Origin of the sequence: Catenulispora sp. MAP12-49, from assembly GCF_041262705.1 — a bacterium.
In the GTDB taxonomy this organism is placed as follows: domain Bacteria; phylum Actinomycetota; class Actinomycetes; order Streptomycetales; family Catenulisporaceae; genus Catenulispora.
Genome location: NZ_JBGCCP010000004.1, coordinates 147,785 through 166,977, shown reverse-complemented (window position 1 = coordinate 166,977; position 19,193 = coordinate 147,785). Strand labels below are relative to the sequence as shown.

The following is a 19,193-nucleotide window of genomic DNA, read 5'->3' as shown; positions in this document are numbered from 1 at the left end:
GACGTTGACACTGACACTGTCATCGCTTTAGCGTTACCAATGTCATCAACGCAAGGAGCGAACGTGCTAGACAGCAGGTTGCAGCGGGTCCGGCTCGGCACCCGAGGCCCGACGGTGGGAGCCCAGGGCCTCGGCTGCATGGGGATGAGCGAGTTCTACGGCGACGTCGACGAGTCGGCGGCGCGCGCCACGCTGGAAGCGGCCCTCGAACGGGGCGTGACGATGTTCGACACCGCCGACATGTACGGCCGGGGCGAGAACGAACGCTTCCTCGCCCCGTTCGTGCGGGCCCACCGCGAGCAGGTCGTCATCGCCACCAAGGTCGGCAGCGTGCGCGGCCCGGACGGGTCGATGTCCGTCAGCAACGACCCCGGCCACATCCGACGGGCCGTCGACGGCAGCCTGTCCCGGCTCGGGATCGACGTGATCGACCTCTACACCCTGCACCGCCGCGACCCGAGGGTGCCGCTGGCCGACTCGGTCGGGACCCTGGCCGATTTGGTGGTGCAGGGCAAGGTGCGCCATCTGGGCTTGAGCGAGGTCACCGGCGACGAGCTGCGCGAAGCCGCCGCCGTCCACCCGATCGCCGCCGTCCAGTCGGAATGGTCGCTGTTCACCCGCGGCATCGAGCGCACCCTGGTGCCGGCCGCCGCTGAGCTCGGCGTCGGAATCGTGCCGTACTCGCCGCTCGGCCGCGGCTTCCTGACCGGCGCGCTGCCCGCCCGGCCGCGAAGCGACGACGTCCGCTCGGTGTTCCCCCGCTTCACCGGCGAGAACGCCCGGCGCAACGCCGAACTGCTGGCGCCGGTGGCCCAGATCGCCGAAGCCCGCGGCGCGTCGATGGCCCAGGTCGCCCTGGCCTGGCTGCATCACCGGGCCGCCGTGTGGTCCCTGACCGTGGTGCCGATCCCCGGCACCCGCAAGCCGTCGCGGCTGGCGGAGAACCTGGCCGCCCTCCAGATCACCCTCGCCGAGGACGACCTCGCACGTCTGGACCCGATCGCCGCGCAGGTGGCCGGCGACCGCTACCCCGACATGACCGAGACCGCGGACTCCCGCGAGTCATGAGCAAGCCCAGCACAACGAAAGGCCCTGACATGCCCTCCGTCCACATCGCCATCGCCTACTACTCCGGCTACGGACACACCCTCGAGATCGCCAAGGCCGTCCGCGACGGCGTCGAGTCGGTGCCCGAGGCGCGCGCCGACCTGGTCGACGTCGCCGACATGACCGAGGAGAAGTGGGCGACCCTGGACGCCTGCGACGCGATCGTCTTCGGGACGCCGACCTACATGGGATCGGCCTCCGGGGCCTTCCACGCCTTCGCCGAGGCGACCTCGAAGCGCTGGATGACCCAGCGCTGGCTGGACAAGCTCGCCTCCGGGTTCACCAACTCCGGATCGATGAGCGGCGACAAGCTGCACACGCTGCAATACCTCGCCCTGCTCGCCGCACAGCACGGCATGCACTGGGTCAGCCTCGGCCTGATGCCCGGCTGGAACACCACCACCAGCAGCGAACACGACCACAACCGGCTCGGGTTCTACCTCGGCGCGGGCGCCCAGACCTGGAACGACCAGGGCCCTGACGCCGTCCACGCCGCCGACGTGGCCACCGCGCGCCACCTCGGGGTGCGGGTCGCGACGCAGGCCCTGCGCTACCAGCCGGCGGCCGCTGCGTAGCCCGGGGTCCACGGCCCGGGTTTGGCCGGTCGCAGAACGGCCATGAGGCACCGGCCGGAAGGGGGCGACTCATGACAGTCATGCAGACGAACGCCAAGGGTTCCAAGACCGCCGACGCGATGCCGGCGGCGGCTCTGGTCCTGACTCGGACCGGACTGGCCCTGGCCTGGATGCTGATGATCGTGGCCCTGGCCAATGCCTGGCCGCTGTGGCCCGTGGTCGCCTTCCCCATGGCCGGCGCGTTCGCCGCCGCCGGCGTGCTCGCACTGATCGGCCGCCGCGTGCGGCACGAACCGCCGGCCGCCGCCGGAGACGACACCAGGTGGGCCGAGTTGCTGATCGGGTCCGGCTTGTAAGCCGCCGTGGACACGAACGACACAGGAGGACAGATGAAGCGCGCACTCACCTTGGCCACCGGCGCCGCCGTGGGCTACGTCGCCGGCACCAGGGCCGGCCGGGAGAAGTACGAGCGGATGAAGCTCAGGGTGCACGCGGTCGGCCGGCAGCCCGCCGTCGTGGACCTGCGGGAGAATCTGCAGGAACGCGCACAGACCGCGACCAAGACAGTGTCCAAGGCCGTGGCCGGCAAGGTCACGGAGGCCACGTCGGAGTTGGCGAAGAAGGTCAAGGAGCGGTCCCACGGCACGGAGCCTTCGACCCCTGTGGTTCCCGCGCCCGAGACAGCTGACGAATACCCTCCGGCGCCGACCGGCATCGTTCCGGATGACGGCGCTGTGTGAGTGCCGCGGAGACACCGGCCGGCCAAGCCCCGTCCGGGGCTTGGCCGGCCGCCGCACATCATCAGTGGTCTGACCCCGCCACCTTCGCGCTCGTGTTCGCCTCCACCTTCGTCTTGGCGATGATCCAGGCGAGGTTGAAAGCCTCCTCCTGCCAGGAGCTGTAACGCCCCGAGCGCCCGCCGTGCCCGGCCTCCATCTCGGTCTTCAGCAGGAAGTCCTGCTCGCCGCCGGCCTCGGCCCGCAGCCGCGCGATCCACTTGGCCGGCTCGTGGAAGCCGACGCGGGTGTCGTTGAGGCTGGTGATGGCCAGGATCGAGGGGTACTGCACCGCCGCGATGTTCTCGTAGGGGCTGTAGCCCTTCATGTAGGCGTAGATCTCCGGGTCCGCCACCGGGTTGCCCCACTCCTCCCACTCCATGACGGTCAGCGGCAGGTCCGGGTCCAGGATCGTGTTCAGCGCGTCCACGAACGGGACCCCGGCGACGATCGCGCGGAAGTCGTCCGGCGCGAGGTTGGCCACGGCGCCCATCAGCAGGCCGCCGGCGCTCGCGCCGCGCCCGACGATGCGGTCCTTGCTGGTCCAGCCCTCGGCGACCAGGTGGCGCCCGGCGGCGATGAAGTCGGTGAAGGTGTTGCGCTTGTGGAGGAACTTGCCGTCCTCGTACCACTGGCGGCCCATCTCGCCGCCGCCGCGGATGTGGGCGATGGCGTAGACGAAGCCGCGGTCGAGCAGGCTCAGGCGCGGAACGGCGAAGTAGGGGTCCGCGGAGATCTCGTAGGAGCCGTATCCGTGCAGCAGGCAGGGATTCGAGCCGTCGGCCGCGACGCCCTTCTTGTACACCAGCGTCACCGGGACGCGCACGCCGTCCTCGGCCGTCGCCCAGATGCGCTCCTGCACATAGTCGGCGGGGTCGTAGCCGCCGAGCACGGGCCGCTGCTTGAGCAGGGTGAGCTCGCCGGCCGTGACGTCGTAGTCGTACACGCTCGGCGGGGTGACCATCGAGGTGTAGCCCAGGCGGTAGCGGGTGGTGTCGTAGTCGGGGTTATCGTCCGGGCCGACGCGGTAGATCGTCTCGGGGAACTCGATCGGCGTGCCCTGCGCCGCCGGCGTCCCGGTGGCGGCGTCGACCGGATGGACGGCGAGCCCGGTGAGCCCGTCGCGGCGGTAGGCGAGGACCAGGTGGCCGGCGAAGGCGTCGACCGAGCTCAGGCGGACGCCGGGCTGGTGCGCGACGAACGGGGTCCACGCCGCGTGCTCGCCCAGGGCCGCGGCCGGCGTCGTGGCGAGCTCGAAGTCCACCTTGCCGTCGGCGTTGTGCAGCACGAGCAGCAGGTCGCGCGCCGGATCGCCGGGGTGGGCCCAGTGCTCGACCGAGTACTCGACGCCGTTGCGCCGCGGCGTGACGATCCGGAAGGACCCGGCCGGGTCGTCGGCGTCCAGAAGCCGCACCTCGCTGGTGATCTCCGAATGGCAGCTGATCTCCAGGAACCGCTCGCTGCGGGTGAGCGAGACGTCGACGAAGAAGCGCTCGTCGTCCTCCTGGAGGATGATCACATCCTGCTCCGCCGGCGTCCCGAGGATGTGCCGGTGCACGCGGTAGACCCGGGAGGAGTCGTTGATCGTGGTGTAGAAGAGCGTGGAGGCATCGCGGGACCAGGCCAGCGAGACGTAGGTGTTGCCGACCTCGTCGGCCAGGTCCGCGCCGGTGGACAGGTCGCGCACCTTCAGCGTGTAGCGCTCGTCGCCGGAGAAGTCGAAGGAGTACGCCAGGAGCCGGCCGTCGGGAGAGATCTCGAATCCGCCGAGGGAGCAGAAGTCGTGGCCCTCGGCCAGCACGTTGCCGTCGAGCAGGACGTGCTCGCCGGGCAAGGCGGAGCCGTCCTCGGGAAGGGCCGGAGGGGTCGGGCCGTCGGCGGCGACACGGCAGTGGATCGAATACTGCAGACCCTCGACGCTGCGGGAGTAATACCACCAATCGCCCTTGCGGGTGGGGACGGACAGATCCGTCTCCTTCGTCCGGGACTTGATCTCCTGGAAGATCGTCTCCCGCAGCTCCGCAAGATCAGCGGTCGCGGCCTGGGTATAGGCGTTCTCGTCCTTGAGGTACGCCAGAACCTCGTCGTCCTCCCGGTCGATCAACCAGAAGTAGGGATCGTTGACGACGTCGCCGTGGCGAGAGCGTTCATGGTCACGGCGGGCAGCTACTGGCGGCTTCATGCGGGAAGTCTAGGCGGCGGGAAGCGACCACAGTCGGGCATTATCGATGCCGTGAGCGACGAGTCGATCAGCATCGGGGTCTTCGAGACCGGTCCCGGACCGATGCGGCCGAAGGCGATTCTGCAGGGTTGACTGCGCGAGCGGGGCGTCGACGGGATGCCGTTCGACGAAGACGAGGTAGTCATCCATGTGTTGTGCGGCAAGGACGCTGCCGGCAGCTGGACACACGAGTGTCGGATCCTGGTTCGCGCCGCTGCGCTTGAGCGCCTCACTTGAGGCATGGGCTTGTTCACCGTGATCGTCCGCTGCACCTTCGCACGAACTATTCGGAGCCGGCGGATCCACGGATTGGTGGGAAGACTCGCGCGGCGCCGGAATCGGGCAGGAAGAGCCTCGATACTGGCGCCGGAAGCGCCGCGGGGTCTCCTATGGGCGATGTGGCAACGCTTTTCCGCGGTGGCGTCGGATCCGACGCCAGGAGGGGAGCGGATCACGGAACGGGACGACTGGTGCGCGGGCTAACGGCTGTCGCGGCGGTCCTGTACGTGGTCCGCGGCTTGGGTCAGGCCCGAGAGCAGGTGCTGGGCTTCGCTGAGATCTGTTCTTCGCAGCTCCGCAGGCAGGAGGACGATCCGCAGTTCCGGCGTCATCGCGGGGAGGCGGCGGCCGGCTTCGACGAAGGACTCGACGATCAGGGCCAGGAGCTGGCCGCGGTCCAGGCCGACCAGGCGGGCCAGGCCCGAGCCCACCAGCGGGACGGCCACCGGCTTGCGCATGCCGTAGCGGGACACGGCCTCCCACACTCGCTCCAGGCTCTGGCGCAGGTCTTCGGGCTCCGACCGGGCCACCAGATCGTTGCCCAGACACGAGTACGCGGTGGCGAAGATGCGGCGGCCGTCCAGGGGGATCGCGACGACGGTGCCGAGGGGATAGCGGACGCGCTTGCCGCGGGGCTTGTCGCGGACGCTCTCGACCCCGACGGGTTTCACGGTGCGCAGACCGCGCCTGAGCGCGCGGTCCAGGTCCCGCACCGAGCCGGCGAACAGGCGCTCGGCAAGCTGGCCCTGCAGGCTCGTGCGGCTGATGACGAAGTCGTCGTCGACGGTCACGTCGAAGGTGTCGCTGAACCCGATCACCAGGTTCGCGTCGTGCTGCTCGAACAGGTCGCCGCCGACGACGGCCACCGCGGTGCGCAGGTGCGGGAGCTCGTGGCGGACGATCACGTCGCCGTTGCGGTCGTCGCGCAACCGGCTCCGTACCCGCGCCAGCGCCGCCACCGCGCGGGCGTCGTCCGGATCCTCCCCGGCCAGCTTCTCGGCGAGCGGGAGAGCCAGTTCCGGGCGCCCCAGCGCGGTGCGCACGCGGACCAACTCGGTGCGCGCGGCCTGATATGTCCCGGCCAGGCGCCGGATGAGCAGCCGCGCGTACTCCGCGTCGGCGGCTTCGGGCAGGGGGCGCTCCCGCCACAGCTCGACCGCGTCGACGAGCAGCCCTTCGGCCGCCGAGGCGGTGGCGCGCAGCGCGTCGTTCGTCAGCCGGGTGAAGGCCGCGGCGTCGAGCTCATCGGGACCCAGCACGAGCCGGTAGGCGGTGGTGGGCCGAGGTCCGACGAGCAGCTGCTCGGTACGCAGGCGATCCGCGGCGTCCAGGTGCCGCCGGAGCGCGAAGATCCGCTTCTGGACCTCGTTGCGGCCCCGCATCTCGGCATGGGTACCGGTGTCGACGGTGTGCCACACGTCTTTGCGCAGCTGCGGCACCGACACCGCCTCACCCTCCGCGGCGACGAGCCGTACCAGCAGCCTGGTCGTCAGCGGCGGCAGAGCGACCGGCTCGCCGTCCACCTCGAGGCGCGCCGGACCCAGGATGCTGACCCGGACGCGCGTCATACGCACTCCTCCGCGAGCTGTCGTGGCCGCCGAAAGCATACCAAGGCGGGAGGAACGAACTCCGGTCTTTCGGTGACACCGTGAGGCCGCGCCGACGTGGAGCCCGCCACTTCCTCGGCAGTGTGCTGATCGGGTTCGGGGCCGTCTCAGCCGTGGTCCAGTTCGTGGGTCAGCTGTTTCCGCGCGCGCTCTCCGACCCCGGACCCGTCACCATCGTCTCGCTGGCGTTCTGTCTGGCGTTCGGCACATTCCGCTCGTGGCCCAGACAGCAGGTGCGGCGAACCTTTTCCCTGCCCGACATGTCCGTCTCGATCGTGCCGGGCGACCTGTTCGAGGAAGAGGGGCATCTGGTCGTCGGCTTCTCGGACACCTTCGACACCTGCGTCGCCGGCGGCGCCGTGGTCAACCCGGACAGCTTGCAGGGCCAGCTGCTCCGGCGCCGGTACAACGGCAAGGTGCTGCTGCTGGACAAGGACCTGGACACGGGATTGCGGGAGGCCAGACCGGTGGTCGTCGAGGACCGGGCGGACAAGCCGGTGGGAAAGCTGAGTCGCTACGAGCTCGGCACCGTCGCCGTCCTGGGCGAGCGGCCTCGGCTGGTCTTCGCCGTCGCCTACAGCCGGATCAGCAACGACTGCGTCGCCGAGTCCGGCGTCGAGGAGCTCTGGTTCAGCCTGGAGCGGCTGTGGGACGCCGTCTACCGCCACGGCCAGCACGAGCGGCTGGCGTTGCCGCTGATCGGATACGGGCTCTCCCGGATCGACTTCCTCGATGCCGAGAGCCTGCTCCGGCTGCTCCTGTTGTCGTTCGTGACCAGATCCCGCCAGCGTCGCATCTGCCGCGAGCTGCGGATCGTGCTCCGGCCGGAGGTCTTCCGGCAGATCGATCTCCGGGAGGCCGAGGCGTTCCTCGGCTCTCTGGGTTCCGGGCCGTCCCGAGCCTGAGAAGACGAGGACGGGACCAGCCCGAAACCCGGCTGCGCCGGCCTGCACCCCCCGCGCTCAGGGGTGCCGTTCGTAGGCGTCCCAGCCCTGGAACGCTTCGACGGACAACTGCCGCAGTGCCCTGTCGTCGACCGCGCAGCCGGCCACCTTCAAGCGGTCCGCGAGCTTCCACACCGCGTGCTGGGAGCCGTCGAAATGGATGAAGTTGCGGCCCGCGATGTCGGCGATCGGCCGGATCCCGCCGACCTCGACCAGGACGGTCCGCTCCGGATAGACCGCCAGGACCATGCCGAGCTCGATCAGCACGTTCGGCCGGGGCTGGCACGTCCGGCGCGTCTCGTGGAGGGCTTCGCCCGGTCCGTGCAGGTCGCGATGGAGCATGACGACGTCGTCCGGCGTGAACAGGACCAGCGCGGCCTGCGCCTGCCTCGGGGCCCGGTGAACGACGTCTCCGAGGAAGGGGACGGCATGGCCGGTGGCGGCGACCAGCTGCTCCCACTCCAGCGGAACCAGGTCCAGGGCCCGGAGCAGATCGAACATCGCGGTCGCCACCTGCATGTCGCGGCCGTGTACGACGAACACGTTACGGCTCTTGTCCGGGCTCGCGGCCGCTGCCCCGGTCTGGCTCTGCGACGGCGCGAGACCTTGGGCGGCGGCGCCTCCCGGCGGCGCGTTGACCGGTGAGTGATCGCCCTGGCTCAGAGTGCCGGAGTTGCCGACGCTGATGTTCCCGGTTCCGTGGTGGGTGACGGAGCCGTGCTCGCTCATGACGGCCCGCCCTTGCCGGCCCGGGCATTCACGGGCGACTGGTCGCCCTGCGTCTGCGTTCCGCTGTTCCGGCTGCTGATGTGGCCGCTGCCGTGGTGGGCGATGACGTCGCCGAGGATCGTGTTCTGGAACACCGCGTGGTCGGCGAGGTCGACGTTGTGGTCGCGCAGGAAGGACTCGATGGCCTCCAGCAGGCAGCGCTCCACGATCTTCGTGTACTTGCCCGCGTCCCGCTTCTGGAAGAAGTGGTGGTACACCGGGCTGGCGGCCAGCTCGCGCAGGCTGACCACGGCGCCGCGGCCGGCGACGGGCACGGTGTACGCCGACAGGTTGAGCTCGCTGTACGCGGCTTCACCGGCGCCGCCCGACTTCCGCCGTTCAAGACCGCGCCCGACGGCCTGCAGCAGCGCCGCGACCGGGGCGAACGCCTCGGCGACGACCGCCTTGAGCGCGTGCCAGGCGGCCCGCATCACGACGCCGGGTCCCAGAACCGGGGGCAACTGATCGACGAGGTGGAAGTCGGCTCTGATCGGCGGAAGGACGTAGGTGTGGAATTCGGTGTAGAGGGTGTCGCCCTTGAGATCGAAGCCCACGAACATGGACGTCACCAGTTCCTGGTTCCAGGAGCCGACACGGACGCACAGGTATTCACGGGCGGCGTCGTAGTTCTCGCGCCAGTGGATCGTCTCGAAACTGACCGATCCGTCTCCCTGGGGTGTGCCGTAGCCGACGGCCTTCCGGTACTGCGGGCGCTCGATCGTCAGACCCTCCACCTTGCGGTCCTCGGCAGCCTCCTCACGCAGCACGGCGGTCAGACGCTTCTCCACGAACGACGTGATGTCCTCGACCTTGAACGGGATGATCTGCCCGGACTCCGAGCCGTTCCCACGCGGCCCGGGCAGGGTGTCGCCGTTCCGGTTCCCGATGACGGAGGCCAGCGGATCGTGCCGCGCGGGGATGAGCACCTGGGCGTTGGACCACTCCTTGACGTCCACCCCGGCACCGACGAACGGCTTGTAGCCGCCGTAGTAGATCACCCCGTCGACCGCCTGCTCCTGCGCCACCCGGTCGACGAGGTCCGGGGTCAGGGCGGAGGTCCGAGGACAGGCGCCGGTGAACGTCTCCGCCCGCAACCGGGTCGCCATGGTCTCGACGACCACCAGGCGCCGCAGGAAGGAGAGCGTCCACGCCACGAAGGCCATGAACAGCAGCGCGGCGATGAGGTCGATCTGACCGGCCATCCACAGCACCGCGATGACGGCGCCGCCGCAGCCGGTGAGCCCGACCTGCATGGAGCGCAGCTGCTGGGCCGAGAGGGCGTGGGCGACCACGGGCACCGCGTCGTAGCCGTAGGACGGGGCGATCCGGTGCGCGAAGGTCCTGAACTCCTCGATGACCCGCTTCCTGAAACCCGGGTCGGAGTACGTACCGGCGCACATCAGCCGGGTCGCGGCGCTCTGGGAGAGGTTCCGATGCGAGGTCATCGCAGACCCCCGTGCACGGCCGCGCCCTGCCCGTAAGGGTTGTTGTAGTTGTAGTTGTCGTCATAGGACGGGGAGCTCGAATCCCACGGCCGCACAGCGAGCACGATGACGACGCCGAGCACCACCGCGATGAGCACGGCCGCGCCCACCCGCAGCGTGTTCGACCTGGGCCACAACATCGGGGCCGGATAGGAGTGGCCGGCCCTGGGGTCGCCGAACACCTCCGGCTCATGCCGGACGGAGGCGGACGTTCGTACGTCCATGTTTACTCCTCACGCACATTGCGGAAAGTGAATCAGAAGGCTGATTCATCGGGACGGCCATCGTCCCAGACCGAGAAAGGCATGGGACCAGTTCCGTCACTTCCGGCGAAAGTGCGTCAGCGCTTCCGGAGCGCTTCCTGCGGCCTGACGCCTACGGCGCCGGCACCTCGAACAGCGTGAGCATGGTGCACACCGTGTGATAGACGCCCATCACCGCGGCGATGTCGAACAGGCCCTTCGCCCCGAAGGCCGACTCCGCCGCCCGGTACAGCTCCTCGTCGATGTGATGACGCGTCGCCACCGCGCGCGTGAGCCGTGCCGCGAGCTTCTCGTGCTCGCCGAGGTCCTCCGGGATGTCCCCGCCGACCAGCGCCGCGACCTGGTCGTCCGCCAGCCCGACGGCCCGCCCGACGATCTCGTGCGCGTACAGCTCGTAGTCCGCGCCGTAGACCGACCCCAGTACGATGATCACCACTTCGCGCACGGTCGGCGTCAGCCCGGTGTTCGCCGACTCGGCGGCCTGGAACTCCAACAGCTTCGCCGTCACCTCGGGGTGCAGCAGCAGCGCGTTGAAGGGGCCGATCAGGCGACCGTCCTGGGTCGTCGACTGGATGCCCAGCTTGTCGGTGAACACCACCCACGAGCTGATCAGCTGGTCGTAGAGCTCGCGCTGCGCGGGGGCGAGCGCCGCCGGGTCGGCCAGCGGCAGCCGTCCCCCGAGCGGACGGGCGGTTTCGTTCATCGCGGCAGCCCCCTGAGTCCGTGGGTCTTTCCGTGGGCCTTCCGGACCCCGGCGGGTCAGGATCTTGACCAACGATACGGGCTCGCTACCGGCTACGACTGCCCGGGCCGGACCCGGACCATGGAGTGCGCGACCAGGTCGACGGTGTCGGTGACATCGGTACCGGCTCTGCCGACGACGATCCGCGCGCGCTTCCCACTCCTGACCGCCACCACATCGGCGTCGGCCAGCACCGGCCGCCAGGCGCCGCGGCACAGCAGATCCATGCCGGCGGTGACCTGTTCGGCGCGTACGGATCCGTTCTCCAAGGCCATGCTCTCCTCCGTCTCGACACCAAGGTTCGAAAACTCGTCTTCGTATATACGCGGCTGCGGCGCCCCCGGATTGGTCGGCAGAACGAGGGATGTCCCCTAGGAGTTGTCACGAAGGCCCAGTCCGCTGCGATTGCCCGGAACGCGCACCGTAACCGGTCGAGCACGGTAGCGTTGCGAACGCGGCGCATCGCCGCCTGCCACCAGACTTCGACCAGCTGCATCTCCTCCGGCGTTCGCGCGAACGTGTGAGGAGATGTACAGCTTTTTGAGGAGTTCCATGAACGCCGTCTCCGCGGAGTCCGGATTACCTCATGCGCGTTCGGACCGCAGTGGTCGTTGTACCTGCGGTGCGAGCACGGACGTCGCCCACGACCACGGGGCCTGGGACGAGAAGCGTTTCAGGGAACTGCTGGAGTCCGCGCCGGACGCGATGGTCATCGTCGACGGGACCGGGATGATCCAGCTGGTCAACGCCCAGACCGAACAGCTCTTCGGCTATGCCCGCACCGAGCTGCTGGGGCAGCCGGTGGAACTGCTGGTCCCCAATCGCTTCCGCGAACGGCACGCCGCGCACCGCTCGGATTTCGCCGAAGGTCCCCAGGCGCGGCCGATGGGCGCGGGCCTGGATCTGTACGGCTTGCGCAAGAACGGGACCGAGTTCCCGGTCGAGATCTCGTTGTCGCCGCTGCAAGCCGACGGCGGCCGCCTGTACTCCGCAGCCGTCCGCGACGTCTCGGACCGCAAGGCTGCCGAGCAGCGATTCAGGGAATTGCTGGAGTCGGCACCGGACGCCATGGTGATCGTCGACGGGACCGGGACGATCCAGCTCGTGAACGCCCAGACCGAGCAGCTCTTCGGCTATGACCGCACCGAACTGCTGGGCCGCCCCGTCGAGGTGCTCGTCCCCGAGCGCTTCCGCGAGCGGCACACCGCGCACCGCTCGGGCTTCGCCGAGGGCCCGCAGCCGCGGCCGATGGGCGCCGGCCTGGATCTGTACGGGCTGCGCAAGGACGGGACCGAGTTCCCGGTCGAGATCTCGTTGTCGCCGCTGCAAGCCGACGGCGGCCGCTTATACTCCGCAGCCGTCCGCGACGTCTCGGACCGCAAAGCCGCCGAGAAGAAGGTCCACGAACTGGCCGCCATCGCCTCCTCCTCCCAGGACGCGATCATCACCAAGTCGCTGGACGGCCGGATCACGTTCTGGAACGACGCCGCCGAGCGCCTCTACGGCTACTCCCCCGCCGAGGTGATCGGCCGGCACATCTCGCTCCTGGCCCCGCCCGGGCGCGAGCCGGAGATCTCCGACCTGCTGCGACGGCTGTCCGAGGGCGAGAAGATCGAGCACTTCGAGACCATGCGGATGGCCAAGGACGGCCGGATGCTGCACGTGGACACCACGCTGTGGCCGGTGCGCGAGCCGGAGGGGACGATCGTCGGCGCGTCGGCGATCGTGCGGGACGTCTCGGAGATCAAGCGGACCCAGGAGCAGCTCAGGAGTCTGTACGAGCAGCAGCAACACATAGCCCTGACCCTGCAGCGCAGCCTGATGGGCACCCCGACGCCGATCCCGGGCCTGGAGACCGCCAGCTGCTACCTGCCGGCCACCGTCGGCGCCGGCGTCGGCGGGGACTGGTTCGACCTGATCCCGCTGACCGACGGCCGGGCCGGGGTCCTCATCGGCGACGTGATGGGCCGCGGCCTGGACGCCGCCGCGGTGATGGGCCAGCTGCGCTCGGCCGCCAACGCCCTGGCCCGCACCGGGATGCCGCCCGGGCAGCTGCTGGGGTACCTGGACGCGGTGGTGGCCGACCTGCCCGACCAGATGGCGACCTGCTGCTACCTGGTGATCGACCCCGACACCGGCCAGACGGTGCTGTCCTCGGCGGGGCACCTGCCGGTCCTGGTCATCGCCCCCGACGGCGCCGACGGCTACTGGCTCCCGGCACCGGTCTCCGTGCCGCTGGGCGTCGGCGACATCACCCACCGCGAATCGCAGGTCACCATCCCCTCCGGCGCGGTCCTGGCGCTGTACACGGACGGACTGATCGAGACGCCCCGCAGCGACATCGAGCACCAGATCAGTGCCCTGACCCGCACCCTGGCCGACTGCGCCGCCGAGGGCCTGCCCCTGGACAAGACCGCCGAGGCCGTCGTCGCCGAACTGCTCGACGACGTCGGCCACCCCGGCGACGACGTGACCCTGGTCCTGATCCGCACCCCGCCCACACCGACCGCCTCCGCCGCCGTGGACCTGCCCTCCGCCCCCGACGCCGTCCCGGCCGGCCGCCGCTACGTCGAGGCCACCCTGCGCTCCTGGAACTGCGACGACGCCGACACCTGCGACGCCACCGTCCTGCTGGCGTCCGAAGTACTGGCCAACGCGGTCCGCCACGGCCACGGCCCGATCAGGCTCCGCCTGCTGCGCACCCGCGCCCACCTGACCGTGGAGGTCACCGATCACAGCACCCGCAAGCCGCGATGCCTGAACGCCGGCGCCGATGCCGAGTCCGGGCGCGGGCTGAGTCTGGTCGACGCGATCTCCGAGGATTGGGGCGTGCGGCCGACCAACAACGGGAAGACGGTGTGGTTCACGGTGTCGAGTCCTTGAAGGAGGATCCACCATCTTGAATCGGCTGCTCGGATGCCCGACCACCGGATCAACGCGGCGCTGTACTAGGGCTGGAAGAGTACTTCCGGATAGTTCGGCGAGGGACCGTCCAGCAGCGGGCTGTGGATCCCCTTCAGCGTCTGGTTGAAGAACGCTGTCACGTACTCGCGGGTGATCACGATTCCACGTTCGGGGTCCAGGGGCGGCGTCGGGTAACCGGCCTCCTGCTCCAGCAGGTCCACGTCGGTGAAGCTGGGGTGGTCGGCGCCGGTGACCGCCAGCCACTTCTTGGAGCCGCCGAGGGCGGTCCAGGTCTGCCCCCATGTAGCGTCGCCACCGCCGGCCGAGTGGACGCCGGCCCTGCCCAGCATGAGGAACGGCCGGTTGATCTGGCCGGGCACCGGAGCCGGGTAGAAGGCTCCGTCCATGTCCACCCCGGCCAGTACCCGCGGGTCGGCGATCATCGTGGTGGCCGCCGCCGCTCCGCCGATGGAGTGTCCGGCCATGCCGATCTCGTGCTTGTCGATGAGGTGTGCCAGGGGCCACGCGCTGTTGCCATGCGTCAACCGGTCGATCACGAAGGAGACGTCCAGCGCGCGGCTGGCGGTGACCGTGCCCATGTCGAGGTTCGGGTCATCGCAGATCGCGCACGGCGGTGTCTGGCCGTCCGCGAGCGTCTCGCCGCTGTCCCCGTGGGTGTCGCCGACGAGCGCGACGACGTAGCCGTGACTGGCCAGCTCGGTCGCCAGCGAGGTGAGCATCATGCGCGGGTCCCCGAATCCGGGCGAGAGGACCACCAGCGGATACTTGCCGCTCTGCGGCCACGCATCGTCGAAGGCGTGAGTGGTGATGCCGGCAACGTTCTGCGGGGTGATGCCGGAGCTCGCCGGTATCTTCGCCTGCTGGATGTGTCCGGCCGCCTCGGCGAGGGTCATATAAGGGGCCGGAGTCCCGGTCCCGGGGACGGCCGGGTAGACCATCGTGACGGCCAGCTGGCGGGGGCCGGATGAGGGCACCCACGGATCGAGACGGTTCCAGTCGGTGAGGTGGATGACGTCCTCGCCGGCGGCGTAGGGGCCGGTCGGCGCGGGGAGCGCGCCTTGGAACGACTTCGTGGGCGCGGTGGCCGTGGCCGGTGCGGTGTCGAACGCGTGCGTGGCCACCGGTGTGGCCGACGGTGTGGCCGTGGCGGCGAATCCGGCGCCGGTCCCGGTCACGAGGGTGGCGAGCGCCAGGACTGTCACAGAGCTGATACGGCGTTGGTGTCTCATGGAGCCGACGCTAGACTCCGCGCCCCCGCTTTCGAATCGGCCTACGGGTGTCAATGATCTGCGGCGGGTCGGCCCCGGGGTGTACCGGGGTCATCCGGAGTCGTCCCCCGGGAGTATGCGGGCACCGTCGACGATGCCGGCGGTGCGGACCGCCGCTCGCGTAAGGAGCTCCTCAGGCGAGCGGCACTGACTCCAGTCCACCCCATGTCAGCACTCTGTCACACGAAAGTCAAGATCGCCGCGCGACAAGGTTTCGGGAGGTTACTGGACGGTTTCCACGATTGATGCCCTACCGCAAATTCGAGATCATCAGGAATGAAGCCGGCCGCTTGAACGATTTACCAACGCACGATTCACCAACGCACAGATGGGACCATTCAATTGCGAGCCTCCACCAAAAAGCGCTTCTTCGCCCTCGCCGTCAGCGGCGCGATAACCACACTCGGCGTTGCCATGGCGACGCCGGCCAGCGCCAGTTCCAATCCGAATTACCAGGCATACCACGTCTACACGAGTCAGCCCAGTAACTGGACGTGCGGGGGGACCGTCACCATAGACTCCGTCGGAATCTATGGCCGTACGTGCATAGTCTTGGCATCCGACGGAGCCTCTTATCAAGATGTGACGATCGTCAACAACACCTCCGGCTCAGCCCGGCAGATCAACACCACGTCAGCCTCCTATGTAAACAATATCGAGGATACGGCTTACGGCTTCTGCCTGGGCTTCACCAACGGCACGGCACAGCAACCGCTTGCGGCGCACACCGCATACTACTGCCCCGGCCATACATTTACCGCCCCGCACGGGGCCAGCATTACCGGAAGCGGCTTTAGCATAGTGATCAGCGGTGGCCAGGGGACGACGTCCGTAGGCCCCGTAATCCGCTAAGAGGACCATAGGGTTCCGGCTGAGAGCGTGTTGTCTTCCGCTCGGAAGACAACACGCTCTCAGGCGCGTATCAGTATCCTGCCTTTTCCGGTCTGCTTCAGGCCCGCGCTAGCTGAAGTGCCAGGTCTGGTTCGACTGGTTGGCGCCGCAATCCCAGATCTCCACCGGGCTGCCGTTGGCCGTAGCCCAGGCGTCCACGTCCAAGCAGCGCCCTGATTCCGGGTTCACCAGGTTCCCATCGGGCAGCGCCGTCCACTGCTGGGCGCCGTAGCCGTTGCACGACCAAGGGTACGACGGCTACCGCATCGTCATCTCCCCGGCCGGCCCCGCGGGCTCGTACCCGACGGACTACGAGGCCGAGAACGCGGCGCTGCACGACGTCACGGTGCACTCCGGCGCCGACGGCGTCCTGGCCTCCAACGGCGCCTACGTCGGCGGCATCGACAACGCGGACAGCAGCGTGGGCTTCACGGTGAACGCGCCGAGCACCGGCATCTACGCCATGACCGTGCGCTACGCGAACGGCACCGGGACGGCCGGAGCCACCCACACGCTCACCGTCAACGGACAGTCGCAGGGCTCTGTGACCTACCCCCATACAACCGCCGGCTGGTCGCCGTCGACGCCCCGGTCGCCGGGACCTACACGCTGAGCACCGGCTACTCGAACGCGACCGGCACAGTGTCCACGCTCACCGTCAACGGGCAGTCGCAGGGCTCGGCGACGTACCAGCCGACGGGCGCCTGGCTGGGCACCGCCGCGCAGGACCAGGTCGAGAAGCTGACCACGGTCCCGGTGACGCTGAACGGGGGCGTGAACCACGTCGTGCTCGGCAAGGGGACCGGCTACGCGGAACTGGACTTCGTGACGCTATGGGCTTCCTAACACCCAGCGCTCGGCAGGCGCGCATAGACCTCGATCTCGATCTTCATCCGCGGATCGGCAAGCCCGCAGACCATCATGGTGGCGGCCGGGCGGACCGGTCCGAAGCAGCGGCGCAGGGTGGGCCAGCAGGGTTCGAAGTCCTCGCGGTCCGGCAGCAGGTAGCGCACGCGCACCACGTCGGCGAAGCCGGCTCCGGCTTCGGCCAGGGCCGCGCCGATGTTGTGCAGGCACTGTCCGGCCTGCTCGACCACGTCCGGCGAGATGGACATCGTGGTGTAGTCGAAGCCTGTCGTGCCGGAGACGTGCACGTCGCGGCCGTCGACCACGGCTCGGGCGTATCCGATGTGCTCCTCGAAGGTCGAGCCGCTGAGAATCGTCTGCCTTTCGGTCATGACGGAAAGCTATGCAGCCAGCGGTGATACGTCCAATACCAAGATTGGCCACATCTGATATCTCTAGAGATATGGACCGCCCCGACCTGCCCCTCCCCCAGCTGCACGCCTTCGTGGTCCTCGCCGAGGAGCTGCACTTCGGGCGGGCCGCCGCGCGCCTGGGCATCGCGCAGCCGCCGCTGAGCCAGCAGATCCAGCGGCTGGAGCGCCGGGTCGGGCATCCGCTCTTCAGCCGGGCGCCGGGGCAGGTCGCCCTGACGCCGGCCGGCGAGGAACTGCTGCCGGCCGCCCGCGGCGCCCTGGCCCTGCTGGCCGACGGCGTGAGCGCCGCGCGGGCCGTCGGCGAGGGCCGTGCCGGGACCCTGCGGATCGGGTTCGCGGCTTCGCTGGCGCTCACCGCGCTGCCGGCGCTGCTGCGGCGTTTCCGCGATCAGTTCCCCGCCGTGCGACTGCACATCCAGGAGATGACCACCACGCCGCAACTGGCAGCGCTGCGGGACGGGAGTCTGGACGTCGGACTCGTCCGCGAACCCGGGGAGGAGCCGGGGCTGGAGTTCCACACGGTGCTGCGGGAACACTTCGTGGCGGTGCTGCCCGCCGCGCATCCTTTGGCTTCGGCCCGGCAGGAGTTCGTCGAGGCCGCGCAGCTCGCGGGCTCGTCATTCGTCCTGCCCCCACGGCGCGTCGGCCCGGGGCTGCACGATCAGATCGTCGGACTGTGCACCGACGCCGGGTTCGTGCCCGAGGTCGCTCAGGAAGCCGTGGAATGGCTGACCGTCTGCGCGCTGGCGCAGGCCGGGGTCGGCGTGTCGATCGCTCCGGAGAGCATCGCCCGGCTGCGCCTGGAAGGCGTCGCCTTCCGGCCGTTGGCCACCGGCGGCCGCACGACGCGGGTCGCGGTCGCCCAGGCGCACGACAATCACAGCCCCCTGCTTGCCCAGCTACAGGCGGTCCTGGCGGCCGCCGCCCTCGAAGCCGACGACGACCGCGGGGAAGCCGTCGGCTAAGGCCGCACCGACCCTCGTCCGCGCCGCCAGCTCCAGGACGGCCCCTATGGCGGGCTGATGCGGCAGTGCGTGCAGCGCAATGTCGCCACGTTCGTGGCGCGCAGAGGCCTGCCCGCCCGGGATCGCCCGGAATTCGCCCAGGCCTCGCCTAGGAGATGAACCCGCGCGTGACGTGGGCCCCGTCGCTCGAGTTGGCGGCCTGGTAGTCGGCCTGCCCGAGGCACCCGTTGTACTCGTAGTCCGCCTGCATGGTGCCGGTGAGGCCGCCGGCGTCGGTGGAAGTGGGGTCGCCGAAGACCACGTCGATGCGCGGTGACTGGGCACAGCTGGGCACGCCGAGGTAGTCCTCGGTGAAGCCGACCTGGGATCCGGCCAGGCCGCCGCTGCCGCTGGGAAGCGTGTAGGTGCCGATGTGCGCGCCGGCCCCGGTGGCGGTGTCGGTCGCGGTTCCGGTCCAGGTGTCCGGGCCGGTCTGGGTGACGGTCAGGTCGTACACGTCCCCGTACACGGCGTCGAACTCGGTCGCGCAGCTGACGCCGGCCCCGCCGTCGGCTCCGTTCGAGCACTGCGGGTCGTCGGAGGTGGTGCCGGCGTTGAAGCTGGAGAAGGCCGCGTGCAGGCGTTCCTGGCCGTTGGCATCGGGACGCGGCTGCAGGCCCATGTAGCCGACGTCCGGGGCGTTGGTGAAGTTGAACTGCGCGGCGAAGTAGGTGCCGTCCGCGTGGCGGGTCGCCTCGTTGACCGTCATCGGGAACGTGATGTTCGCGACCCCGCCGGAGGGCACACCCGGCAGGGACCAGCTGAGCAGGACGTTGCCGCCGGCGACGTCGGCCCAGGCCGGGGTGGTGCCGCACAGGGTCAGTGCCCCGATGGTCACGATGGTCAGTGCGGCGGCGCCGGCACGCGCCAGTCTGGTTCTGGACATGGTGGTGATCCTTTCGTCAGCAGCGGGGTCAGGGCCGCGCCTCGGACCGGCGGGTCGCACTGTCGATGCGACCCGCCGGGGCTTGTGGCGAGAATGCGGACCTTGACGAGGGGTGAAGACGGATCGATCCGCTGTCAGTTGACTGCCGATGCGCGATTCTGTCAACACTTCGC

20 protein-coding genes and 1 pseudogene are annotated in these 19,193 nt (G+C 69.6%); 10 read left to right on the top strand and 11 right to left on the bottom strand.

The annotated features are described in order from the left end of the window. The first annotated feature begins 63 nt into the window (after positions 1-63). The 4 genes from ABIA35_RS10830 to ABIA35_RS10815 all read left to right on the top strand — a co-directional run bounded on the left by ABIA35_RS10830 (position 64) and on the right by ABIA35_RS10815 (position 2,422). Positions 64-1,068, top strand: a complete 1,005-nt coding sequence (locus ABIA35_RS10830) for an aldo/keto reductase (RefSeq protein WP_370357728.1) — start codon at positions 64-66, stop codon at positions 1,066-1,068. A gap of 29 nt (positions 1,069-1,097) precedes the next feature. Further along, a complete protein-coding gene (locus ABIA35_RS10825; RefSeq protein WP_370357727.1) occupies positions 1,098-1,682 on the top strand; it encodes a flavodoxin family protein in 585 nt (194 codons plus the stop codon). Between the two features lie 71 nt (positions 1,683-1,753). Then, positions 1,754-2,038, top strand: coding sequence for a hypothetical protein (locus ABIA35_RS10820; protein ID WP_370334214.1), 285 nt, complete (start codon positions 1,754-1,756; stop codon positions 2,036-2,038). A 33-nt stretch (positions 2,039-2,071) separates the two neighbouring features. Next, positions 2,072-2,422 carry a hypothetical protein gene (locus ABIA35_RS10815; protein WP_370357726.1) on the top strand — a complete coding sequence of 117 codons (351 nt, stop codon included), beginning with the start codon at positions 2,072-2,074 and terminating at the stop codon, positions 2,420-2,422. 61 nt (positions 2,423-2,483) lie between these two features. Here the strand turns inward: ABIA35_RS10815 and ABIA35_RS10810 are convergent, their stop codons facing one another. Beyond that, positions 2,484-4,640, bottom strand: coding sequence for a S9 family peptidase (locus ABIA35_RS10810; protein ID WP_370357725.1), 2,157 nt, complete (start codon positions 4,638-4,640; stop codon positions 2,484-2,486). A 518-nt stretch (positions 4,641-5,158) separates the two neighbouring features. After that, positions 5,159-6,526: a macro domain-containing protein gene (locus tag ABIA35_RS10805; RefSeq protein WP_370357724.1), complete on the bottom strand. Its 1,368-nt coding sequence runs from the start codon at positions 6,524-6,526 to the stop codon at positions 5,159-5,161. Positions 6,527-6,825: 299 nt separating this feature from the next. Between ABIA35_RS10805 and ABIA35_RS10800 the strand changes: the two genes are divergently transcribed. Further along, positions 6,826-7,470, top strand: coding sequence for a macro domain-containing protein (locus ABIA35_RS10800; protein WP_370357723.1), 645 nt, complete (start codon positions 6,826-6,828; stop codon positions 7,468-7,470). Positions 7,471-7,527: 57 nt separating this feature from the next. Here the strand turns inward: ABIA35_RS10800 and ABIA35_RS10795 are convergent, their stop codons facing one another. The 5 genes from ABIA35_RS10795 to ABIA35_RS10775 form a co-directional block, all read right to left on the bottom strand. Beyond that, positions 7,528-8,238: a TIR domain-containing protein gene (locus tag ABIA35_RS10795; RefSeq protein ID WP_370334209.1), complete on the bottom strand. Its 711-nt coding sequence runs from the start codon at positions 8,236-8,238 to the stop codon at positions 7,528-7,530. Continuing rightward, complete coding sequence (locus tag ABIA35_RS10790) at positions 8,235-9,722, bottom strand: hypothetical protein (protein ID WP_370334208.1); 1,488 nt, start codon at positions 9,720-9,722, stop codon at positions 8,235-8,237. Before ABIA35_RS10790 ends, ABIA35_RS10795 begins: the two co-directional genes overlap by 4 nt. Beyond that, positions 9,719-9,985 carry a hypothetical protein gene (locus tag ABIA35_RS10785; RefSeq protein WP_370334207.1) on the bottom strand — a complete coding sequence of 89 codons (267 nt, stop codon included), beginning with the start codon at positions 9,983-9,985 and terminating at the stop codon, positions 9,719-9,721. Before ABIA35_RS10785 ends, ABIA35_RS10790 begins: the two co-directional genes overlap by 4 nt. Before the next feature lie 151 nt (positions 9,986-10,136). Then, positions 10,137-10,727, bottom strand: a complete 591-nt coding sequence (locus ABIA35_RS10780) for a carboxymuconolactone decarboxylase family protein (protein WP_370357722.1) — start codon at positions 10,725-10,727, stop codon at positions 10,137-10,139. Positions 10,728-10,819: 92 nt separating this feature from the next. Continuing rightward, entirely contained in the window at positions 10,820-11,041 is a 222-nt protein-coding gene (locus tag ABIA35_RS10775; protein WP_370334205.1) for a hypothetical protein, read from the bottom strand. Between the two features lie 277 nt (positions 11,042-11,318). Between ABIA35_RS10775 and ABIA35_RS10770 the strand changes: the two genes are divergently transcribed. Then, positions 11,319-13,649, top strand: a complete 2,331-nt coding sequence (locus ABIA35_RS10770) for a PAS domain S-box protein (RefSeq protein ID WP_370334204.1) — start codon at positions 11,319-11,321, stop codon at positions 13,647-13,649. Positions 13,650-13,714: 65 nt separating this feature from the next. Here ABIA35_RS10770 and ABIA35_RS10765 read toward each other — a convergent pair whose 3' ends face one another. Continuing rightward, positions 13,715-14,920: an alpha/beta hydrolase family protein gene (locus ABIA35_RS10765; RefSeq protein WP_370357721.1), complete on the bottom strand. Its 1,206-nt coding sequence runs from the start codon at positions 14,918-14,920 to the stop codon at positions 13,715-13,717. Positions 14,921-15,541: 621 nt separating this feature from the next. Here ABIA35_RS10765 and ABIA35_RS10760 point away from each other — a divergent pair. Next, on the top strand, positions 15,542-15,811 hold the full coding sequence (locus ABIA35_RS10760) for a hypothetical protein (protein WP_370357720.1): 270 nt from the start codon (positions 15,542-15,544) through the stop codon (positions 15,809-15,811). A 108-nt stretch (positions 15,812-15,919) separates the two neighbouring features. Here the strand turns inward: ABIA35_RS10760 and ABIA35_RS10755 are convergent. Continuing rightward, a pseudogene (locus tag ABIA35_RS10755) lies at positions 15,920-16,063 on the bottom strand (ricin-type beta-trefoil lectin domain protein); the annotation flags it as partial. A gap of 22 nt (positions 16,064-16,085) precedes the next feature. Between ABIA35_RS10755 and ABIA35_RS10750 the strand changes: the two are divergent. Both ABIA35_RS10750 and ABIA35_RS10745 read left to right on the top strand, forming a co-directional pair. Next, the gene (locus ABIA35_RS10750) at positions 16,086-16,463 is read left to right on the top strand and encodes a CBM35 domain-containing protein (protein ID WP_370357719.1); all 378 of its coding nucleotides are present in this window, start codon (positions 16,086-16,088) and stop codon (positions 16,461-16,463) included. Positions 16,464-16,492: 29 nt separating this feature from the next. Next, entirely contained in the window at positions 16,493-16,696 is a 204-nt protein-coding gene (locus ABIA35_RS10745) for a hypothetical protein (protein WP_370357718.1), read from the top strand. Here ABIA35_RS10745 and ABIA35_RS10740 read toward each other — a convergent pair. Then, on the bottom strand, positions 16,693-17,088 hold the full coding sequence (locus tag ABIA35_RS10740; protein WP_370334200.1) for a RidA family protein: 396 nt from the start codon (positions 17,086-17,088) through the stop codon (positions 16,693-16,695). The two genes, ABIA35_RS10745 and ABIA35_RS10740, sit on opposite strands and share 4 nt — an antisense overlap. A gap of 71 nt (positions 17,089-17,159) precedes the next feature. On the opposite strand from ABIA35_RS10740, the gene ABIA35_RS10735 reads away from it, so the two are divergent. Then, positions 17,160-18,095: a LysR family transcriptional regulator gene (locus tag ABIA35_RS10735; RefSeq protein ID WP_370357717.1), complete on the top strand. Its 936-nt coding sequence runs from the start codon at positions 17,160-17,162 to the stop codon at positions 18,093-18,095. Between the two features lie 148 nt (positions 18,096-18,243). Here the strand turns inward: ABIA35_RS10735 and ABIA35_RS10730 are convergent, their stop codons facing one another. Beyond that, positions 18,244-19,020: a hypothetical protein gene (locus ABIA35_RS10730; RefSeq protein WP_370357716.1), complete on the bottom strand. Its 777-nt coding sequence runs from the start codon at positions 19,018-19,020 to the stop codon at positions 18,244-18,246. Positions 19,021-19,193 lie beyond the last annotated feature (173 nt).

Coding starts and splice junctions, on each gene's coding strand:
- ABIA35_RS10825 (WP_370357727.1), top strand. CDS start 1,098: ATGCCCTCCGTCCACATCGCCATCGCCTACTACTCCGGCTACGGACAC.
- ABIA35_RS10820 (WP_370334214.1), top strand. CDS start 1,754: ATGACAGTCATGCAGACGAACGCCAAGGGTTCCAAGACCGCCGACGCG.
- ABIA35_RS10815 (WP_370357726.1), top strand. CDS start 2,072: ATGAAGCGCGCACTCACCTTGGCCACCGGCGCCGCCGTGGGCTACGTC.
- ABIA35_RS10810 (WP_370357725.1), bottom strand. CDS start 4,640: ATGAAGCCGCCAGTAGCTGCCCGCCGTGACCATGAACGCTCTCGCCAC.
- ABIA35_RS10805 (WP_370357724.1), bottom strand. CDS start 6,526: ATGACGCGCGTCCGGGTCAGCATCCTGGGTCCGGCGCGCCTCGAGGTG.
- ABIA35_RS10800 (WP_370357723.1), top strand. CDS start 6,826: ATGTCCGTCTCGATCGTGCCGGGCGACCTGTTCGAGGAAGAGGGGCAT.
- ABIA35_RS10795 (WP_370334209.1), bottom strand. CDS start 8,238: ATGAGCGAGCACGGCTCCGTCACCCACCACGGAACCGGGAACATCAGC.
- ABIA35_RS10790 (WP_370334208.1), bottom strand. CDS start 9,722: ATGACCTCGCATCGGAACCTCTCCCAGAGCGCCGCGACCCGGCTGATG.
- ABIA35_RS10785 (WP_370334207.1), bottom strand. CDS start 9,985: ATGGACGTACGAACGTCCGCCTCCGTCCGGCATGAGCCGGAGGTGTTC.
- ABIA35_RS10780 (WP_370357722.1), bottom strand. CDS start 10,727: ATGAACGAAACCGCCCGTCCGCTCGGGGGACGGCTGCCGCTGGCCGAC.
- ABIA35_RS10775 (WP_370334205.1), bottom strand. CDS start 11,041: ATGGCCTTGGAGAACGGATCCGTACGCGCCGAACAGGTCACCGCCGGC.
- ABIA35_RS10770 (WP_370334204.1), top strand. CDS start 11,319: ATGAACGCCGTCTCCGCGGAGTCCGGATTACCTCATGCGCGTTCGGAC.
- ABIA35_RS10765 (WP_370357721.1), bottom strand. CDS start 14,920: ATGAGACACCAACGCCGTATCAGCTCTGTGACAGTCCTGGCGCTCGCC.
- ABIA35_RS10740 (WP_370334200.1), bottom strand. CDS start 17,088: ATGACCGAAAGGCAGACGATTCTCAGCGGCTCGACCTTCGAGGAGCAC.
- ABIA35_RS10735 (WP_370357717.1), top strand. CDS start 17,160: ATGGACCGCCCCGACCTGCCCCTCCCCCAGCTGCACGCCTTCGTGGTC.
- ABIA35_RS10730 (WP_370357716.1), bottom strand. CDS start 19,020: ATGTCCAGAACCAGACTGGCGCGTGCCGGCGCCGCCGCACTGACCATC.